Annotated in this window: 21 protein-coding genes; 9 read left to right on the top strand and 12 right to left on the bottom strand. The window is 49.9% G+C overall.

Annotated elements, in window-relative coordinates; all coding sequences use genetic code 11:
• Nucleotides 1-32: 32 nt before the first annotated feature.
• Genes fliI through fliF form a run of 4 tightly spaced genes read right to left on the bottom strand, consistent with a single transcriptional unit; the run spans nucleotide 33 to nucleotide 4,798 of the window.
• Nucleotides 33-1,394 (bottom strand): flagellar protein export ATPase FliI, encoded by a 1,362-nt coding sequence (gene fliI / locus ACF2G4_RS07050; protein WP_215846540.1) that lies wholly within the window; start codon nucleotides 1,392-1,394, stop codon nucleotides 33-35.
• Entirely contained in the window at nucleotides 1,394-2,086 is a 693-nt protein-coding gene (gene fliH / locus ACF2G4_RS07045; protein WP_215846541.1) for a flagellar assembly protein FliH, read from the bottom strand. Before fliH ends, fliI begins: the two co-directional genes overlap by 1 nt.
• Nucleotides 2,079-3,071 carry a flagellar motor switch protein FliG gene (gene fliG / locus ACF2G4_RS07040; RefSeq protein WP_215846542.1) on the bottom strand — a complete coding sequence of 331 codons (993 nt, stop codon included), beginning with the start codon at nucleotides 3,069-3,071 and terminating at the stop codon, nucleotides 2,079-2,081. Before fliG ends, fliH begins: the two co-directional genes overlap by 8 nt.
• Nucleotides 3,068-4,798 (bottom strand): flagellar basal-body MS-ring/collar protein FliF, encoded by a 1,731-nt coding sequence (gene fliF / locus ACF2G4_RS07035; protein ID WP_243077681.1) that lies wholly within the window; start codon nucleotides 4,796-4,798, stop codon nucleotides 3,068-3,070. The genes fliG and fliF overlap by 4 nt, the downstream gene beginning before the upstream one ends.
• A 233-nt stretch (nucleotides 4,799-5,031) precedes the next feature.
• Here fliF and fliE point away from each other — a divergent pair, with 233 nt between their 5' ends.
• The 3 genes from fliE to ACF2G4_RS07020 all read left to right on the top strand — a co-directional run bounded on the left by fliE (nucleotide 5,032) and on the right by ACF2G4_RS07020 (nucleotide 7,633).
• Entirely contained in the window at nucleotides 5,032-5,343 is a 312-nt protein-coding gene (gene fliE, locus ACF2G4_RS07030) for a flagellar hook-basal body complex protein FliE (RefSeq protein ID WP_215846543.1), read from the top strand.
• A 567-nt stretch (nucleotides 5,344-5,910) separates the two neighbouring features.
• Complete coding sequence (locus tag ACF2G4_RS07025) at nucleotides 5,911-6,072, top strand: YnfU family zinc-binding protein (protein WP_215846544.1); 162 nt, start codon at nucleotides 5,911-5,913, stop codon at nucleotides 6,070-6,072.
• Between the two features lie 1,342 nt (nucleotides 6,073-7,414).
• The gene (locus ACF2G4_RS07020; RefSeq protein ID WP_409075752.1) at nucleotides 7,415-7,633 is read left to right on the top strand and encodes a hypothetical protein; all 219 of its coding nucleotides are present in this window, start codon (nucleotides 7,415-7,417) and stop codon (nucleotides 7,631-7,633) included.
• A 32-nt stretch (nucleotides 7,634-7,665) separates the two neighbouring features.
• Here ACF2G4_RS07020 and ACF2G4_RS07015 read toward each other — a convergent pair whose 3' ends face one another.
• The gene (locus ACF2G4_RS07015) at nucleotides 7,666-7,866 is read right to left on the bottom strand and encodes a hypothetical protein (protein WP_243077683.1); all 201 of its coding nucleotides are present in this window, start codon (nucleotides 7,864-7,866) and stop codon (nucleotides 7,666-7,668) included.
• 320 nt (nucleotides 7,867-8,186) lie between these two features.
• Here ACF2G4_RS07015 and ACF2G4_RS07010 point away from each other — a divergent pair, with 320 nt between their 5' ends.
• The gene (locus ACF2G4_RS07010; RefSeq protein ID WP_215846547.1) at nucleotides 8,187-8,435 is read left to right on the top strand and encodes a hypothetical protein; all 249 of its coding nucleotides are present in this window, start codon (nucleotides 8,187-8,189) and stop codon (nucleotides 8,433-8,435) included.
• Between the two features lie 64 nt (nucleotides 8,436-8,499).
• On the opposite strand, the gene ACF2G4_RS07005 is transcribed toward ACF2G4_RS07010, so the two are convergent.
• Nucleotides 8,500-9,132 (bottom strand): helix-turn-helix domain-containing protein, encoded by a 633-nt coding sequence (locus ACF2G4_RS07005; RefSeq protein ID WP_409075751.1) that lies wholly within the window; start codon nucleotides 9,130-9,132, stop codon nucleotides 8,500-8,502.
• A 136-nt stretch (nucleotides 9,133-9,268) separates the two neighbouring features.
• On the opposite strand from ACF2G4_RS07005, the gene ACF2G4_RS07000 reads away from it, so the two are divergent.
• The 3 genes from ACF2G4_RS07000 to ACF2G4_RS06990 all read left to right on the top strand — a co-directional run bounded on the left by ACF2G4_RS07000 (nucleotide 9,269) and on the right by ACF2G4_RS06990 (nucleotide 10,357).
• The gene (locus ACF2G4_RS07000; protein WP_215846549.1) at nucleotides 9,269-9,655 is read left to right on the top strand and encodes a hypothetical protein; all 387 of its coding nucleotides are present in this window, start codon (nucleotides 9,269-9,271) and stop codon (nucleotides 9,653-9,655) included.
• Nucleotides 9,636-9,977: a hypothetical protein gene (locus tag ACF2G4_RS06995; RefSeq protein ID WP_347568896.1), complete on the top strand. Its 342-nt coding sequence runs from the start codon at nucleotides 9,636-9,638 to the stop codon at nucleotides 9,975-9,977. Before ACF2G4_RS07000 ends, ACF2G4_RS06995 begins: the two co-directional genes overlap by 20 nt.
• A gap of 113 nt (nucleotides 9,978-10,090) precedes the next feature.
• Nucleotides 10,091-10,357: a hypothetical protein gene (locus ACF2G4_RS06990; RefSeq protein ID WP_215846550.1), complete on the top strand. Its 267-nt coding sequence runs from the start codon at nucleotides 10,091-10,093 to the stop codon at nucleotides 10,355-10,357.
• Nucleotides 10,358-10,393: 36 nt separating this feature from the next.
• On the opposite strand, the gene ACF2G4_RS06985 is transcribed toward ACF2G4_RS06990, so the two are convergent.
• Nucleotides 10,394-10,633, bottom strand: a complete 240-nt coding sequence (locus tag ACF2G4_RS06985) for a DinI-like family protein (protein WP_215846551.1) — start codon at nucleotides 10,631-10,633, stop codon at nucleotides 10,394-10,396.
• A gap of 179 nt (nucleotides 10,634-10,812) precedes the next feature.
• Here ACF2G4_RS06985 and iraP point away from each other — a divergent pair, with 179 nt between their 5' ends.
• The gene (gene iraP / locus ACF2G4_RS06980; protein WP_215846552.1) at nucleotides 10,813-11,112 is read left to right on the top strand and encodes an anti-adapter protein IraP; all 300 of its coding nucleotides are present in this window, start codon (nucleotides 10,813-10,815) and stop codon (nucleotides 11,110-11,112) included.
• 192 nt (nucleotides 11,113-11,304) lie between these two features.
• Here iraP and ACF2G4_RS06975 read toward each other — a convergent pair whose 3' ends face one another.
• Entirely contained in the window at nucleotides 11,305-11,628 is a 324-nt protein-coding gene (locus tag ACF2G4_RS06975) for a DUF6388 family protein (protein WP_332627327.1), read from the bottom strand.
• Nucleotides 11,629-11,950: 322 nt separating this feature from the next.
• On the opposite strand from ACF2G4_RS06975, the gene yedD reads away from it, so the two are divergent.
• A complete protein-coding gene (gene yedD, locus ACF2G4_RS06970; protein ID WP_243077686.1) occupies nucleotides 11,951-12,421 on the top strand; it encodes a lipoprotein YedD in 471 nt (156 codons plus the stop codon).
• Nucleotides 12,422-12,814: 393 nt separating this feature from the next.
• Here yedD and amyA read toward each other — a convergent pair whose 3' ends face one another.
• The 4 genes from amyA to fliD all read right to left on the bottom strand — a co-directional run bounded on the left by amyA (nucleotide 12,815) and on the right by fliD (nucleotide 16,613).
• Nucleotides 12,815-14,299, bottom strand: a complete 1,485-nt coding sequence (gene amyA / locus ACF2G4_RS06965) for an alpha-amylase (protein WP_243077687.1) — start codon at nucleotides 14,297-14,299, stop codon at nucleotides 12,815-12,817.
• A gap of 104 nt (nucleotides 14,300-14,403) precedes the next feature.
• Nucleotides 14,404-14,769, bottom strand: a complete 366-nt coding sequence (gene fliT / locus ACF2G4_RS06960; RefSeq protein ID WP_409075750.1) for a flagella biosynthesis regulatory protein FliT — start codon at nucleotides 14,767-14,769, stop codon at nucleotides 14,404-14,406.
• A complete protein-coding gene (gene fliS / locus ACF2G4_RS06955; protein WP_409075749.1) occupies nucleotides 14,769-15,179 on the bottom strand; it encodes a flagellar export chaperone FliS in 411 nt (136 codons plus the stop codon). The genes fliT and fliS overlap by 1 nt, the downstream gene beginning before the upstream one ends.
• Nucleotides 15,180-15,191: 12 nt before the next feature.
• Nucleotides 15,192-16,613: a flagellar filament capping protein FliD gene (fliD, locus tag ACF2G4_RS06950; protein ID WP_409075748.1), complete on the bottom strand. Its 1,422-nt coding sequence runs from the start codon at nucleotides 16,611-16,613 to the stop codon at nucleotides 15,192-15,194.
• Between the last annotated feature and the right edge of the window lie 239 nt (nucleotides 16,614-16,852).

Here is a 16,852-nt window from a genome sequence, read left to right as displayed (position 1 = left end):
TGCTGTTACCTCACTGATTAACCGAACGTGTCTTAACCAAACAAAGCATGAAGATGCAGACAGGCGTCGTCGTAATCGCTGCGTTCAAAAATGCCTTGTTGCAGGAAAGCTTCCATTTGCGGATAGAGTTTGATGGCTTTATCCAGCATCGGGTCGCTACCCGCAGCATAGGCACCGACACTGACCAAGTCGCGGTTGCGCTGGAAGCTGGAGAGCAACTGCTTGAACTGGCGTACCCGCGCGTAATGGTTTTCATCAATCAGCGAGGTCATGGCACGGCTGATTGAAGCTTCGATATCTATCGCGGGATAGTGACCCGCTTCCGCCAGACGGCGAGACAACACGATGTGACCATCCAGGATCGCACGTGCGGAGTCCGCGATCGGGTCTTGCTGATCGTCGCCTTCGGTCAGTACGGTATAAAACGCAGTAATTGAACCGCCGCCATCAATGCCGTTACCGGCGCGTTCTACCAGAGCAGGGAGCTTGGCAAACACGGAAGGTGGATAGCCTTTGGTGGCCGGTGGTTCGCCGATCGCCAGCGCGATCTCACGCTGCGCCATGGCGTAGCGCGTCAGGGAATCCATGATCAACAGCACATGCTTGCCGCGATCGCGAAAATCTTCGGCGATACGCGTAGCGTAAGCGGCACCTTGCATACGTAATAAAGGAGAAACATCGGCGGGAGCGGCAATCACCACTGAACGGGCACGACCTTCCGCACCCAGAATGTTCTCGATAAAGTCTTTTACTTCTCGTCCACGCTCACCGATCAGACCCACGACAATCACATCAGCTTCGGTGTAACGCGCCATCATGCCGAGCAACACACTTTTACCCACGCCGGAACCGGCAAACAGCCCCATACGTTGACCGCGTCCCACTGTAAGCAGCGAGTTGATGGCGCGTACGCCGGTATCCAGCACGTCAGTGATTGGGGTACGTTGCAACGGGTTAAACGGTGGGGTGATCAGCGGTGCGCGGTAGCCGGTGTCGGGTGACGGCAAACCGTCGAGCGGACGACCGCTGCCGTCCAGCACGCGGCCTAATAGCTGCGGGCCCAGCAGTAATTGTTTACCTGCCTGTGGGTTTTCACTGGTCTGGCGTGCATACACGCGTGCGCCGGGCAAAATGCCATCCACTTCTTCCAGCGGCATTAAAAACAGTTTCTGACCGTTAAAGCCCACCACTTCACTTTCAACTTCGGTGATCTTCTTGCCATCGTTACGTTCAATCACGCAGGTCGCACCGAGCGGCAGCTGCAAACCGGTCGCTTCCAGTACCAGACCGGTCGCGCGGGTTAAACGGCCATAGCGGCGAACCGGCTGAACTTGTGCAATGCGGCCTTCAAACGCGTCGAGCGCGCCAAGCCAGCGATTAAGACGCGTGGTCATTACAACTCTCCTGGCGCAGCAAGGCGGCACAGTTCCTGCCAGCGCGTGGCCACGCTGGCGTCGAGATCGCCATCTTCCGCGCTGAGTTTACAGCCGCCCGGATGCAGCGTGTTATCGGCCAGCAAACGCCAGCCGTGCAGATCCAGCGTTGGCCCCAGCGTCTGCTCAATACGTTGCAGATCGTCAGGATGCACCCGCAGCTGCGGTTTGCCGCTGAACATCGGTTCCTGTTGCAGCAAGCCTTGAATTTGACGCAGCAGGGCGCTGCCATCCACCGTGGTGGCCTGGCCAATCACAGAGCGCGCCGCTTCCAGCGCCAGCTGCATCAGACGCGCCGCGATGACGCTGTCCAGCGATTCAAGCGTGTTCTGGAATTCAGTCACCAACTGCTGCATACGCGCCTGAAGCGGAGCATGCTGCTGCTGGGCATCGGCTAAACCCTGGGCAAAACCGGCGTCGTAACCGGTTTTCTGACCTTCCGCAAACCCTTGCTGATGACCTTCGTTATAACCCTGGCCTTGCGCCTCTTTGCGCATTTGCTGCTGCATGCGTTCGAGCAGTTGCTGTTGCTCGTCTACTTCATTTTCAAACGATTCGATCTCTGGCAGCGGTTCTGGCTCGGGCGCATCACTACGACCTAAATCGTTGGGCTGCCACAACTGCCACGGGCGCGCGGAAAATGCATCAGACATACGTTTCCTCGCTGCTGCCCACTACCATTTCGCCAGATTCTGCCAGGCGGCGTACCACCAACAGGATCGCTTTCTGTTCGTTCTCGACGGCAGACATACGTACCGGACCGCGGTTGGCCAGATCGTCGCGCAGGATATCGGCAGCACGTGCCGACATGTTCTTGAGGAACTTCTCGCGCAGCGGCTGCTCGGCACCTTTCAGGGCGATCAGCAACTGCTCGGATTCCACTTCCTGCAACAGGCGCTGGATGCTGCGATCGTCCACTTCGACCAGGTTTTCGAACAGGAACATCTCGTCGATGATCTTCTGGGCCAGCTCGCCATCGAAATCGCGAACCGCTTCGATAACCGCTTCTTCCTGCTGGGTTTTCATCAGGTTGATAATTTCTGCTGCGGTTCTCACGCCGCCCATCTTCGCACGCTTGAGGTTGGTGCCATCCAGCAAGCCGTTGAGCACTTCGGTCAGCTCCGCCAACGCTGCAGGTTGAACGCCGCCGAAGGTGGCGATACGCAGCATGACGTCGTGACGTAAACGCTCGTCGAACAGCGCCACAATATCTGCCGCCTGACCCCGTTTGAGGTGGACCAGAATGGTGGCGATGATTTGCGGGTGCTCGTCGCGAATAAGGTCGGCGGCGGCCTGCGGTTCCATAAAGTTCAGCGTTTCCATACCGCTGGTGGTTTCGCGCGTTTCGAGAATGTCCTCCAGCAAGCTGGAAGCACGCTCTTCGCCCAGCGCTTTGACCAACACCGAACGCAAGTATTCGTTGGAGTTGAGGCTCAGCGCTGCAAACTGCTCGGCGTCGGCTTCAAACTCACGCAACACCTCGGTCAGCTGTTTGTGTGAAACCTGACGCATATTGGCCATTGCCGCGCTGAGGTGTTGGACCTCACGCTGATTCAGGTGCTTGAAAACTTCCGCAGCGCGCTCTTCGCCAATGGTCATCATCAGAATGGCGCTTTTTTCAGTACCGGTCAGACTCATAGTTCTTTACTCATCCATTCGCGAATGACCAGCGCGACGACGCGCGGATCGTTTTCAGACATGTCGCGGATACGCTGGCTCAAGACTTCAGCGCTCATGCGGTTGTTTGATTTACGTTCCTGATCCAGCTCATCTTTGCTGAGCTGAACGTTGAAGGCTTCTTCATCTTGCGGTGCAGCGGCAGCGCGTGCTGCAACAGCTTCAGCGGCAGCTTTCTCTTCTTCTTTCTTACGCACCAGATGCGGACGCACCAGCTTGCGATAAAGGATGAAGGCGACCAGCGCAATCAGCAGCCACTTACCGGCGCTCATCAGCTGATCAAAGAAGGCTTGCTGCTGCCAGAACGGCAGATCACCCACGGTTGGCTCGGTAGTATTGAACTGCGAGTTCACCACGTTGATGCTGTCGCCACGCGTTTGCGAATAACCCATCGCTTCACGGGTTAAGTCTTCAATCTGCTTCAGCTGCTGCTCGTTCAGCGCAACCGATTTGCCTTTGTCATCTTCGCGGTAATTCACTACCACAGCGACAGAAAGGCGCTGCACGTCGCCAACGTTCATTTTGGTATGGCGGATGGTGCGATCTAACTCGTAGTTAACGGTATCGTCACGACGCGAATTGGTTGGACCGGCGCTGGCAGCGGTGCTGGTGGTGCTGCCGTTGTTTTGCGCGTTCGCATTTTGCCCGTTAGCGTTCTGACCATTGGCTGCGTTTGCATTAGTGTTCGGCGCATTGACCGGCGCAGTATTGGCTGGCGCAGGTTGGTTCGATAACGCACCCGGCACGCCGCCTGGATAAGGACTGCCCGATTGATCGCTGGTGCTGGTTTGGCGTGAGCGAATCGCTGTGCTGTCGGGTTGGGCGTTTGGCTGATACTTCTCGTCCGTCTGCTCGCTGGTATTAAAGTTGATTTGCGCCGTAACCTGAGCATGCACATTTCCCTGACCTAAAATAGGATTCAGGATCGCTTCAATACGCTGCTGGAAACGGGCTTCGACTTCAGCGGCATATTTCAGCTGCGCGTCATTCAGGTCACGTCCGGCGGCATCAGAGCGGGTCAGCAGACGTCCAGCCTGATCGACAACTGTCACGTTGCCCGGCGGTAAACCCGCTACGCTGCTCGATACCATATGCACGATGGCCTGAATCTGGCCTTCATCCAGCGCACGGCCAGGTTGCAACGTTAAGGTGACGGACGCGGAAGGGGCTTTCTGCTCACGGACGAACAAGGTTGGTTTTGGCATCGCCAAATGCACCCGGACGGCTTTAACGGGACCGAGCGTTTCGATAGTGCGTGCCAGTTCACCTTCCAGCGCACGTTGATAGTTCACCTGTTCACTGAACTGGCTGATACCAAACTTTTCTTTATCTAACAGTTCAAAGCCAACGGATCCGCCTTTCGGCAAGCCTTGCTGAGCCAGACGCAGACGCAGTTCATGCACCTTCTCGTCCGGTACCATTAATGCGCCACCGCTTTCGGCGAAGCGATAAGGAATGTTCATCTGGGTAAGCTGAGTAACAATCGCGCCGCCGTCTTCATCGGACAGGTTGTTGTACAGCACGCTGTAGCTCGGCGCTTTCGCCCATAACACCAATGCAAAAACCACCGCGATGGTAGCTGCGGCGGCGATAATTAACGGAATACGCGGGTTAGCGCGCAGGCGGGCAAAAAGGTCACTTAAGCCTTTCTTTTCTTGATCCTGTGTGGCGGCTGCACTCGCATTCATGACCGATTCCTGCCTGACGTAATTGACCGGGTTAGTTGTGATGGCAAAACAGACTCCCTGACCTGCGTAAATAAAATTTCCACTTCAATGCCGGGCATTATTTGATGAATCGCAAAATTTGATGGCTGGATAAGCTGGGTTTTTTGCAGTCATTTAGAGGGTTTGTCTCATTGACAATGTGATAACTTTTCCAGCGTAGAAAAAATCCCACTGTCTTCAATAAGGTATCGGCAATGACCATTCAGGCAATCGACGGCGTTCTGCAGCAGCTGCAAATGACTTCGCTGCAGGCGAGCAATAAAAGCAGCGAAGCCACTCATCAGATTGATTTCGGCGCAACGATGAAAGCAGCGCTGGATAAGATCAGCGAAACCCAAACCACCGCCCGCTCGCAGGCGCAAGATTTTGAGATGGGTAAACCGGGTATTGCGCTGAATGATGTGATGGTCGATCTGCAGAAATCGTCAATTTCAATGCAGATGGGAATTCAGGTCAGGAACAAACTGGTGTCAGCTTATTCCGACATCATGAATATGCAGGTGTAGCGGATTAACTGGGTGATATAAAAGGGAAATTCGCTTAGATCGCTGCTGTGTGGGACACTGATAGGACACATTCATTCAGTTTTTCATTCATTATGCATCTTGAGACTGGCAAATTTTGCGGGTACTTGAGAGCCTTATCTGTGGTCACTTAAGTTGAATCTGAACCTCTTGAGCTTGCTGAAAGGCGTCTCATTGGGCTAGAAGTAAAGCAGCGTAATCAATTGAATTTATTATCTAACCGCCTACGGGCGGCTTTTTTATTGTCAGCACGATTCATTTTAGCGAAGGTATCAAATCGAAAGTAAAGGCGTAGGCGATGGGGCTCATCCGTGAGCGTTTCCCTGGCAGGAATCCATTTGTTGACGAAGTGATAGTCAAGGATTACTAACTTATCACACTCAAGGCAATAAGTAGTAAAACAAATACATCTTTTGGGGTTTTGAAGATATTACAGTTTTGCAAAATAAGCAGAAATTATGATCTAACGTAAGATTAATCATCATGAGTTGATTAAAAAACAATCATCGGTGTTACGATTAGTCTCATTCATAAAAAAGGCCGAATACCATGTCCTACTTCACTCAGGTAATGGACCGTATCGCCAGAATCAATACTGACGCCAAGTGCCCAACATGCGGGAAAACGTCTAAGCAGTCCGTTACAAAAGTTTCGAAAGAGCAGGCTTTACTCTGTCCGCACTGTAAATCTCTCTTCGTTATCCATGGATAAAACATCCAAAACACTAAGCCGCCTGAGGGCGGTTTTTTATTGCATCCTCCGATAAGGGATGCGGTTAGCCTTGCTGTGAAGCGTTGCGAATGAGAGACAATAAGTCCTGAGCAAGTATCGAATGCCTGCTAATCAGGCAGCGTGGCCCTTAGTTTTTGACGTCGTGAAGACAGTGATAAACCCAGACTTACTTTAGGACCATCAAATGTCACTGTCTCGTCCAATGCACACGTAATAGGGGTAAAAAAAGCCCACATTTGAGCAGGCACTTTTACGATAAATTAACGCGGTCTATTAACTTCTCAGTTATCGGCCGCCAGAAGAGGATCCTTAATTTATATTTCTGACGTAATGACAAATATGATCCTGGTTTTTAGCGTACTTGCATTGCAAAGCTGAAAAAACCCGCGTAGGGCGGGTGTGAAAGCTACTCACTAAGTCATCGCGTGTTGGGCTCGCATTCAATTAAAACACGAATAGATATATTAGTCGCGAAAGGACGATAGATTAGGAATTATCAAGAATATATGCGCCGATAATAATTTGTTAGAAGATTAATTACTGATTTTTATCTTTAGTTTAATAGACAGTTGTTTTTTATTGGGAACGGTAAGGATAAGTGGGGAATAACGCTTCTTTATGGGGTGTTATTGTGATTTATTTATTCATTATCTATGGCTTAAAATAAGCATGGTGTGGGATGAGCCTATTGGTTTAAGAAGGTTTTCTTGGGTTGTCGTGATAAAAAAACCCGCAAGAAGCGGGCGTAAAAAATTTCAAACTATTCTCTCTACTGCAACACCTTATTGTTTTCATCTGTAGGCTAGAGTAATGCTATAAATATTGATACCAAAGATATTGGAGTTAATCTTTTCGACAGGAACGAATATTGTGATGGTAGTAAAAGATTAGTCGAGAGAAATAAGAAGGTTATTTTTATCATTGTTGTACTTTACAGAGTGTTACGGATTCATAACTTACCGCTGGCAGTGTAAATTTAATGATTTTTAACAGGCATGTGATGGAACTCAACCCACAATGTTTCCTGTACTCGGTGGTTTTATGAATATGCAGAGTAGCTATTTAATCCTTTAAAAGTACGAATTAAATTTCCTGACCGGTTTTGTATCAGATAAAAAGGGCATTCATGATGAATGCACCGGATTTGCCGGCTGTTGATCGGCTAAATAGTCATAACAAAGGGATAGCTTGCCATCCGTTTTTGCTTACTTAATCACTTTGCTCAATCATGACCAGACACATCCCCGTGACATCGGGTGAATGAGGTGAACTATACTTTTCTCGAGACAGGTTAACTATTTACCCCTGAACGGAGAAAGAGATGATTGATCTGAGAGAGATGAACGAAAAAATTCACCAGACGCTGAAAGGTAACGAACCGGAAAATTACGATGCTGATACAGCGCAGCGGGTTTTAGACGTAGTAAGACCTTACTGGCAAGAAGGCGATGAAACGGTACACAACGATATTCTGCAAAAATTGTCACGATTAGAAGAGTCGGGCATTCCCTTTCCTGAAAACTATCAGCAGTCGCTGTAAACAAATACGCCCCTCAACAGGGGCGTATTTGATTAAGTAGCGGTGTAAGGATCCTTTTTATCATCCTCGCTGTCATCATTTTTACGCGGCACTTCGCCGTGATCTTTCGGCGCATCTGTTGCCGGATGATCGTCCTCTTCATAGGCATTACCTGCGTTTGGTGCGGCCTCCGGTAAACTTTTGCTGACATCACCTTCGCGTTTACGCTCTTCATTTGTCTGATGTTTATGCATTGCTCGCTCCTTTTGTCCAGTGCATAAAGTCTAGACGAGGCTGCCTGATCCGGCGTTACGAAGTTGTCATGTAGCTGCAAAAATGCATAAAAAAGCCCGCATCGGGCGGGCTAAAGTAATTTTTATCTCTCGATCGTTTTACTAAGCGCATTCGCTGTGCGCGTATAGCTGGCCCATGCTATACCCGAGATGTTAAGCGGGGAATGGACAAATCAGCCATAAATTGCCTCTATGCGGCATCTTGAATATCGATTAATAAATTCGATTGAAAGGATTGATAAAAAGCATATAGTAACCTGCGTTACTGGGAGGTCGACAATATGTTACGTGATTATTTAAAGATTGATGCTGAAGACAAATTAGTTGAGAAGGGCACTTTGCGGACCAACAATCGTGGGCAGGAAGATGTCACCGAATGGACCATTGTAAACCACAGCGGTGAAGAAAAAGGTGTGGTGGCGTTGTTTGATAAACTCAGCAATCGCCGCTCGTATCGGGTCAGCTATCGTATTATGCAGACCGATCTACAGGGCAAAGTGGTGGTCGATCATTTAACCGACGTACTGTAAGTTTACCCTGAACGTTAATGACCCAATCCTTAAGCAAAAAACCGCGCTATGGCGGTTTTTTTGTTTAACGCTGTCGATAGCGCCGCAACTCAATAATTGTTCCCGCCAGTTGTAACTTTTCCTGATGTGAATGCAATACCGGGTAATCGATGTTTGCCGGTGCCAATTCGAATTGCGGTACATCATCAATTTTCCCACGCGGGCGATAGGTGCGTAGCAGGGCGTTATCAGACTGAAAGACCAGAACCGTATCACCGGGCAGCGGCACCAGCTGCGGATCAATAATCACTACATCTCCCGGCAGATAAGCCGGCGCCATAGCATGGTCTTCAATACGCACGGCAAACGTGCCCTTCGATAATCCTCTTTCGCTGGATAAAACAGGTTCAAGGTGAGCATATTTTCCCTCTGTCCATTGCTGGATATCCGCTAGCGCGATCAGCGGAATGGCGCTGAAGCCTGTCTCAGTTGGCGAGCGATCAAAGATCGGGCCTTCGCCATCAATCAAATAAGCGGGTGCGCATTCCAGCGCTTCTGCCAGCCGAAGTAAGTTTTCACCCCTTGGCAATGTCTCATCTTTTTCCCACTGCGATATCGCAACGTGGGAAACCTTAACCTGAACAGCGAGCTGTTTCTGAGTCAGCTCCTGTGTTTTGCGACGCAATAAGATGCGGTTACCTGTCGTTTCGTTTTTCATTAGCTTGACTTTTTGCATAAGAGAGGCTTAAGTTTACTTAACCATGGTACTTAAGTAAACTTAAATACATGGCGCAGTGTGTCTGTGCGACCCGGTTGTTTTGCTCCAGACACCTTACCAGCAAGAGAGGTGGAGCATGGAAAGTAGTTTAATTACCAGTGTAGGAGCCTTAGTTCTCGGTGGGGGCGCAGCGGCACTATTTTGGAAGCCGCTGCTGGCAGGGATCGCCTCAATTGTGACCAGCAATCGCGCAGGTGGCGAAATCATTACCAGTTACAAAGAGCAGGTGATGTTGTTAAAGGAAGGAAATTTGTTGCTGCGCGAGGAGAACGATGAATTGCGTGAGCGGCACGATAAAAATCTTCGTCGAATTTCCTTGCTTGAATCAGATCTACGCATCATCAAAAACGCGCTTGGCATTTTGCTGGCGATGACGGAAGCCGACCATAACGATAAGTTTCGTAATGAAGTCGATCGGCTTATTACGACTCTGGAGGATCGCAATGATGGTTCAAATAGATAACAATTTTGGCCCTACTAATAACAAGCGCAAAGTTATTCTCGGCGGGCTGTTTCTGGGGTTATCGATGATCTGTATCATCATGACCATTATGTTTTTGTATGTAAGTCATGCGGCTAATCAGCGGGTTAATCAGATTCGGGCGGATTATCGCGAAGTGGCTGATCGACGAGATGCGCAGGTTGAACAGTTAAGTACGCAGGTTAACAACTTGCAGCGCAAACTCGATTTATTGCCCGATCGTACGGCCAGCAAGACAGCAGATAAAGTGAAGGAAGTGGTGAAGTCCGATGAGGCGAATATGATCTCATCGGAGAGGAAATAGCAGCTTCCGATTATTCCTAATGCGGCTTCGCTATTTTCGACTATCTTTAAATCTCCAGGCAACATTTTATTGGGTAAAAAGCCATTGAATAACTAACCAAAAGGAAACATAGCATGAGTGATTCAGTTGAAACTAAAAGCAAGACAGATTATCTGCGCGATGTGACTTCTCAGTTAAAAGAGATGCGTCACTATGCGCAAACCAACACCGAAACACTCTCCAGCCATTGGTTAGCATTTGACGCCGGTGAATACAAAGATAAGGTTAATGCGGACCGCGTTGACGCGCTGCTGAACAAACAGGGAAAGCTGTTGGAAGATTTGGATGCGGCGATCCAGGATATTGAAATTGAGATCAATCACAGCGAGCAGGAGAGTTAATATCTCCCGCTGACTGTCGCGGTGGCTGAGAAGGAGTTACTCGGCCACCAGCCACATTTCCGCTTCGTCAAACATCTCTTCGACGATGCGGGCAATGGTAGCTTTATCATTCTTACTTAAATCGGTATCTATAGCGTTACGTTCCATCGGCTTAACCTTAACTTCAAGATCAGGAAACACTCGATGCACGCGCTTTTCCAGCTCTTGCAAAATCATTTCGCGAGCGCCAGGTAAACCCGCAACGTTACGCTTATCGTAAATCAATTCCACAAACATAATGGCAATCCGTAGAGGGCAAAATCGCCCGCACATAATACTGTAAATAAAAACAGTAGCAAGATGTCGCGAGCGACAGAGACAAAATATTTTATGTCGTTTAGTAATTTGTGCTGGTCTGGAGTAATGTGGACGGGTCAAAACGACATATTGGAATTACTGACTTCAGGAGAAGTGCAATGCGACAGCTGGTTATAGATATTCTGCTTAAAATGGCAAAGATGGATGTCGACGCCAAAGAATTGACAGCGCAGACCGAAGCGCAAACTTTGTTAATCGCCGCATTGCTGATTCAGGCAAAACAAGACAATTCGCTCACCATCACCGAAACGGTGCAAGATGCGATCGTCACGGCTTCACGCTCTTCAACTGAGTTTTTGCAATCTGATGTAGATTTGCTGTTGACGCACATTAATCGTTTGCTGGCAGTGGCGAAATACGTCGAAGTGAATGGCAAGGCAGAAACAGAAGGGGAGTAAAAAAAATTAGCCTCTGGAGGTGGAAATCCAGCAACACCTCCAGAGGCAGTGCAAAAGCACTATTCGTTCAAGGACAATCGCGACCGAAGTCGTGGGTCAAACTTATACAAGTTTTGTCTTGTTGTACAATTTAATTGTGACGATTTCGACTGGTTGGAGGTGTTTTTAAAGTGCACCTTTAACCCGATTGCCTTATAGCTCATTCTTGATGCAAAACTCTTCCCACGTCATACCCAACGATTCGGCATGTGATTTGAGATAAGTCTCGATCGCGTCCGCCGCTACCGCTTTATCTGGTTCAGCCAGCTGAATAGAAAAGATCATCCCATCGAGATTTTTTTGACGTAAAAACGCAGCGTAGATGCGTTCGGCATGCCATTCGCGCAACTGTCGCAGTGATAAGTTTGCGGCGCGCGCATCGCTTTCGGTAAGTTCATCAAGGGCTTGCTGGAAATCGGCGTGGGCGGCGAAAAACATGTCGCGCGCCTGGGCATAATAGGCTTCTGGCGTTTTCATCATTACGTTCCTGAAAGTCTGTTGCAGCGCGCCAGTGTAGCCTGTTGCAATCGTATTGTCAGGAATCCGATACGCCGCTAAGTAGATGAAGGGGCATTCTGTTGAAACTTCTATACTCGCTTGCATATTATGGCGGCAGATTGCGCAAACGTTCGAATTATCTCCAGGCGCTGTCACGCTTTGCTGCATGTTGATGAGCCGTAAAACAGCGAAAGAGAGAAGAAAGCGGCATTGAAAGCGGTTACGGATGCGCAGATATCTTGCGTAGCTTAGTGGAAAAATTATAACGTAGCCGCCATTGATGCGAGCTTAGGGATTAAAGATGAAAAAGTGGATGCTGATTGCGGTACTGGCGCTGGGCGGCTGTGCCCAAATCGATAACTATAAAAGCGCGGTGAAAACGCCAGCGCCCGCCAGTTTGCAAGGCAACTGGCAAACCGTTGGGCCGCAAGGCGGTTTGATTAGCGATCAAGCCATTGCCAGTTTGATCATTGATTCTGATGGCAGCACGCTGGATTGTCGCCAATGGCAGCGCATTATCGCCAAGCCGGGGAAATTAACCTTGCTGAGCGGTGATTACGTTAACGTAAATCGTCAACTGCGCGTTATGCCGCTGGTGGTGGAAAACGGCGAACTGAAATATGACGGTTTGACGCTGCGTAGAGTGGATCGTCCAACCGTAGATTGCCAAAAAGCGCTGGATGAAGTGGCCAAACAGCCTGATGCAGCGGTGATTCAGAATATCGAACCAGAACTGCTGCGCACAACGATTACACAGAATAACGAGAAGTAAGTTCCGAGTGTAATGCTAGGGTAGCTGCACTGCTTGGATTACTCCTCTGCGCGCTGTTTGGATTATTCCTCTGCGCGCTGGCCCCCATCCCGACCTTCCCCCGCAAAGCGGGGGAAGGAGACGCTGCCACATGCAGACTCAATACTCGCATTTTGCAGCATCTTCCTCCCCCATGTATGGGGGAGGATTGAGGTGGGGGGCAAACGACTTCATCTGCGCGCTGGCCCCCATCCCGGCCTTCCCCCGCAAAGCGGGGGAAGGAGACGCTGCCGCATGCAGCTTCAATACTCGCATAGGGCAGCATCTTCCTCCCCCATGTATGGGGGAGGACCGAGGTGGGGGACAAACGACTCCCTACTGAAAAGGACCGAGGTGGGGGACAAACACGCCAAACTACTTCTTATCAACCACCCAGACGCTCACGCTGCCGCCGTTACACAGAAAAACTGCGTTACCTTCTTCATCGGTAGTGACTGTTTCCAGGCGATGACCTAAATAATCGCTCCAGGATTTGCCAGCATAACCTGCGCCCATCGCCACCGTTTTCTCACCCTCATCACCGTTTGACATGATAACCACACAGCCGGGATGTTCTTCCGTGCCGCTGCGACTAAACGCCACGCAGTTCGGATGATCAAAATAGTCGGTTTGCGCGCCCCAGCCGTAGATCTGGCGGGCACGAATCAAGTTTTCCAGTTCAGCGATCACCGGTATCTGAATGTTATACATCTCGCCATCATCACCTTCATCTTCATAGTTGGCCCCAAACAGGTCAGGGTAGAAAATTGTCGGCACGCCTTGTTCGCGCAGCAAAATCAGCGCATACGCCAGCGGTTTAAACCATGACTCAACGGGCGCTTCCAGTGATTGCAACGGCTGTGTATCGTGATTAGCAACGATGGTCACGGCATGCCAGGGATCGGCGACCACCAGTGAATTTGCAAATATCTGGCTGAGGTCATATTCACTTCCTTGCAGAGAAGCCTGATGGAAGTTCAAGTGCAGCGGCGCATCAAACAGCATGGTTTTTCCGTCAACCTGCTCGATATATTGCTGCAATTTATCAAGTTCATGCGCCCAGTATTCGGCCACGATAAACATCGGTTCGTTGGCGACATCCTGAATGTGATCAATCCATTCTTTATAAAACCAGGCAGGAATGTGCTTCACTGCATCCAGACGAAATCCGGTGCAGGGCAGTTGTTCCATAATCCAACGCGCCCAATACTTTAATTCTTCACTCACCGCGTTGTTACGGAAGTCAATGTTGGCACCCATCAGATAATCAAAATTGCCGAGTTCATTATCAACCTGGTCGTTCCAACCTTCGACCGTGTAATCATTGATGATTTTGAACACGCCGTTTTCGTCGGGATTTTCGATATGATCCACGCCGCTAAAGCATTTGTAATCCCAGATGAATTTTGAATATTTGCCCGCGCGCGCCGGAAAGGTGAAGCGCGTCCAGGCCTCACACTCGAGTACTTCATCATCAATCTCTTCTCGGTTATCAGGATTGACGCGGTTAACCTTTATTTTCTCCTTTTCATCAGCGCCAATTTTATGATTCAGCACCACGTCCATGACCACGCCAACGTTGTGGCTGCGCAGCGTATCAACAGCGGCTAATAACTGCTGCTTGTCACCATATTTGGTGGCAATGCTGCCTTTTTGGTCAAATTCACCCAGATCAAACAGATCATAGGTATCGTAACCTTCAGAATCTGCACCCGATCCCCCTTTGTAGCTGGGTGGAAGCCACGCCATTGTAATACCGATTTCACTCAACCAAGCCGCTTTCTCTGCAACTTCTGGCCACAGTTTGCCGCCTTTCGGGTAATACCAATGGAAAAACTGCAATAAGGTTGGGTTTTGCATCGCTGCACTCCATGAGGGATGATGAAAATCAAGTATGGAGTAAGCGGGAAAAAAGGCGCGTCGCGCTGAAAAATATATCTGCGCGACACGTTAAAGGCAGGAAACTAGGATTGGGTTTCGCGCGGCACCATCACAATACCGCCTTGCTTACCGTAAGCGGAAAGCACGGATTTCTGACGTGAAGATTGACCGACCAGCGAGGCCAGCTCATCCATACGTATCTGCAACAGACGCTTCACTTCAGCTTCATTATCAAGGATATGACGTAAGACGGGACGCAGCTGATCCAGAACCTGAACAGAAGGCGCGGCGTCCTCTGTTGAACGCGCTAATTTCTGCACCGCGCTGACATAATCCATCTCTTTGCTAATCAACGCTTCCCATTCGCCGTCGGTTGCAAGGCGCAGCATCCCCTGGCTTAGCGTCAGTAACTGTTGGTAAGTCGTAATCAGATGCGGTGCAAGAGTCATTAAACGGCGTCCTGAATCAGGGGTTGAGGTTGCGCAACTTCTTTCCAGGCGTCGGCAATATTGCGTAGCAGGCTTTCGACTTCTTCGATGGCTTCTACGTCATTGTGTAGATTGGCTTGTAACAGACGACGTACCATGTAGGTGTAAAGACCCAGCAGGTTATCTGCAAGTTCATCACCGCTGTGATCGTCGAGGCCTTGTTTCAGTCCGCTTTCAATAATATTGATCGCTTTTGAGAGGGAAAGACCTTTTCCCTCAATGTTGCCGTCCTGTAAGAACAGGCGGGCACGCACCAGCGCGCTAAGCGCACCGTCGAAAAGCATCACAACCAGCTGATGCTGGCTGGCGCTCATCACGGCGCTTTCGACGCCGATTTTTGCATAGGCTTTCGTGCCATTTGCGCTGTACATGTTTACTCCTTATTACGATGAGCTGCTGCTGGAGCTTGTGGAAGTCGCAAACTGCTGAGTTAAGTAGTCGCTGGTGGTGTTCAGCGAACTCATGAGCACGTCTAACTGGGTAAACTGCGCTTTATAGCGCGCCACCAGATTATCGATACGCGTGCTCATGGTGTTGTACTGATCGGTCAGGTTATTCAGGGTTTTACTGACGCCGTCAGTCGCCGCCTGAATAATGCCGGTTGATGAGAGCCAGCCGGTCAAATTCGTCGCGATGGTGGTGGTGATACCGGTGGTTTTGCCGTCACCAACGATCATCTCTTTCACACCGTCCGGATCTGCACTCAGTGCGGTGTCCAGTTTGTCAGAGTCGAGTTCTAACTGGCCGCTGGTAGGATCGGTGGTGATGCCAATCTGCGCCATAGTTTTATAGGTCGATGAGCTTTGCGCATTGGTCAGCATGGTTTTTAACTGGGTCTGGATGGTACGCAGCGTACTGTCGCCCAGTAACGCACCGTTGCTGGAGTCTTGCGCATCAGCGCCGACATCAACTGCGGTGTATTTAGTTAATGTAGTGAATTGATCCAGCAAGGTATTGTAAGCATCGACCCAGCTGGTAATGGCGCTGTTCGCTTTTGACGTGTCTTTGGTGATCGTCAGCGTCTGGTTACCGGTTGTGGTGTCATTGAGATTCAGCGTGACGCCTTCCAGGGCATCACTGATTTCGTTGCTGCTGTTTTCAATCGCCACGTTGTTCACGGTGAGCTTGGCGTTTTGCGCCGTCACACTTTCGGTCATCGCATTGGTGGTGGTTGAAGCGTCATAACCCACAACGGCTTGTAACGTATCGTCGCCCGTGACTTCAATTTTGCTGACGGCGTTGTCGCTGCCGGTTTCGCTGGAGGTCATTGATAAACGATAACTGCCGTCACCCACTTTGATAATCGTGGCGGTGACGCCTGCATCGGCGCTGTTGATCGCATCGCGCATGCCGGTCAGTGAGGTTTGTTCGGCGGTTAGCGTGATGCTTTTACTGGTGCCATCGGTCAGGGTGATGGCCATTGTGCGGCTGGCAGCGCTGTCACCCAATGCAGTGGTGTTGCTGGTTTGCACCGCTGACGTCAGGGTTTGCGCCTGCGCCAGCTGCGTTACGCTGACGGTGTACTTACCGGCCACGGTGCTACCTGATGTGGTGGCGCTAAATGCGCTGGAACTGCTGGTTGCCGAAGTGGCGGTAAACAGATCGGCATCATTCAGTTTGGTGTTGGCGGTTTGAAACGTCGTTAATGCACTTTTCAGCGTGCCGTAAGCACTCAGCTTAGAGGTATACGCGGACTGTTGCGTGGTAATCGGCGTCAATGACGCTTTCTCTGCAGTGGTCAGACTATCCAGAATAGTACTTAAATCGAGGCCTGAACCGATACCTAAGGTAGAAATACTAGCCATGTTGTTTCCTTTATATGGTCGACACGGAGTTTGAATACCGGTGTTATCGGCTTTTATTAAGTAAAGTTTAAGGTTATTTACGCATCGCTAATAAACCGAATAGGACATATAGAGAAGGGTATTTCGGCGACTAGAAAAATGTTCAATTAACGCTAAAGAAGTTCTGAGGGTGGGCGATAAACATTAGCGTGACAGGAACCAGCAGAAAAAGTTGGCCTGGTCCTAAAAAAAATTCTAAA

Origin of the sequence: Pantoea phytostimulans, from assembly GCF_046118715.1 — a bacterium.
Lineage (GTDB): Bacteria > Pseudomonadota > Gammaproteobacteria > Enterobacterales > Enterobacteriaceae > Pantoea > Pantoea phytostimulans.
Note: the sequence above shows the minus strand (reverse complement) of the source record. Positions and strands in the feature narration are given on the sequence as shown.

What these genes read in the sequence shown, in the direction of transcription:
- ACF2G4_RS07025 (WP_215846544.1), top strand. Translation starts at nt 5,911, where the DNA reads ATGTCCTACTTCACTCAGGTAATGGACCGTATCGCCAGAATCAATACT.
- ACF2G4_RS07020 (WP_409075752.1), top strand. Translation starts at nt 7,415, where the DNA reads ATGATTGATCTGAGAGAGATGAACGAAAAAATTCACCAGACGCTGAAA.
- ACF2G4_RS06985 (WP_215846551.1), bottom strand. Translation starts at nt 10,633, where the DNA reads ATGTTTGTGGAATTGATTTACGATAAGCGTAACGTTGCGGGTTTACCT.
- iraP (WP_215846552.1), top strand. Translation starts at nt 10,813, where the DNA reads ATGCGACAGCTGGTTATAGATATTCTGCTTAAAATGGCAAAGATGGAT.
- fliE (WP_215846543.1), top strand. Translation starts at nt 5,032, where the DNA reads ATGACCATTCAGGCAATCGACGGCGTTCTGCAGCAGCTGCAAATGACT.
- fliD (WP_409075748.1), bottom strand. Translation starts at nt 16,613, where the DNA reads ATGGCTAGTATTTCTACCTTAGGTATCGGTTCAGGCCTCGATTTAAGT.
- ACF2G4_RS07000 (WP_215846549.1), top strand. Translation starts at nt 9,269, where the DNA reads ATGGAAAGTAGTTTAATTACCAGTGTAGGAGCCTTAGTTCTCGGTGGG.
- fliH (WP_215846541.1), bottom strand. Translation starts at nt 2,086, where the DNA reads ATGTCTGATGCATTTTCCGCGCGCCCGTGGCAGTTGTGGCAGCCCAAC.
- yedD (WP_243077686.1), top strand. Translation starts at nt 11,951, where the DNA reads ATGAAAAAGTGGATGCTGATTGCGGTACTGGCGCTGGGCGGCTGTGCC.
- fliF (WP_243077681.1), bottom strand. Translation starts at nt 4,798, where the DNA reads ATGAATGCGAGTGCAGCCGCCACACAGGATCAAGAAAAGAAAGGCTTA.
- ACF2G4_RS07010 (WP_215846547.1), top strand. Translation starts at nt 8,187, where the DNA reads ATGTTACGTGATTATTTAAAGATTGATGCTGAAGACAAATTAGTTGAG.
- fliI (WP_215846540.1), bottom strand. Translation starts at nt 1,394, where the DNA reads ATGACCACGCGTCTTAATCGCTGGCTTGGCGCGCTCGACGCGTTTGAA.
- ACF2G4_RS07005 (WP_409075751.1), bottom strand. Translation starts at nt 9,132, where the DNA reads ATGAAAAACGAAACGACAGGTAACCGCATCTTATTGCGTCGCAAAACA.
- ACF2G4_RS06995 (WP_347568896.1), top strand. Translation starts at nt 9,636, where the DNA reads ATGATGGTTCAAATAGATAACAATTTTGGCCCTACTAATAACAAGCGC.
- ACF2G4_RS06990 (WP_215846550.1), top strand. Translation starts at nt 10,091, where the DNA reads ATGAGTGATTCAGTTGAAACTAAAAGCAAGACAGATTATCTGCGCGAT.
- fliS (WP_409075749.1), bottom strand. Translation starts at nt 15,179, where the DNA reads ATGTACAGCGCAAATGGCACGAAAGCCTATGCAAAAATCGGCGTCGAA.
- fliT (WP_409075750.1), bottom strand. Translation starts at nt 14,769, where the DNA reads ATGACTCTTGCACCGCATCTGATTACGACTTACCAACAGTTACTGACG.
- amyA (WP_243077687.1), bottom strand. Translation starts at nt 14,299, where the DNA reads ATGCAAAACCCAACCTTATTGCAGTTTTTCCATTGGTATTACCCGAAA.
- fliG (WP_215846542.1), bottom strand. Translation starts at nt 3,071, where the DNA reads ATGAGTCTGACCGGTACTGAAAAAAGCGCCATTCTGATGATGACCATT.
- ACF2G4_RS07015 (WP_243077683.1), bottom strand. Translation starts at nt 7,866, where the DNA reads ATGCATAAACATCAGACAAATGAAGAGCGTAAACGCGAAGGTGATGTC.
- ACF2G4_RS06975 (WP_332627327.1), bottom strand. Translation starts at nt 11,628, where the DNA reads ATGAAAACGCCAGAAGCCTATTATGCCCAGGCGCGCGACATGTTTTTC.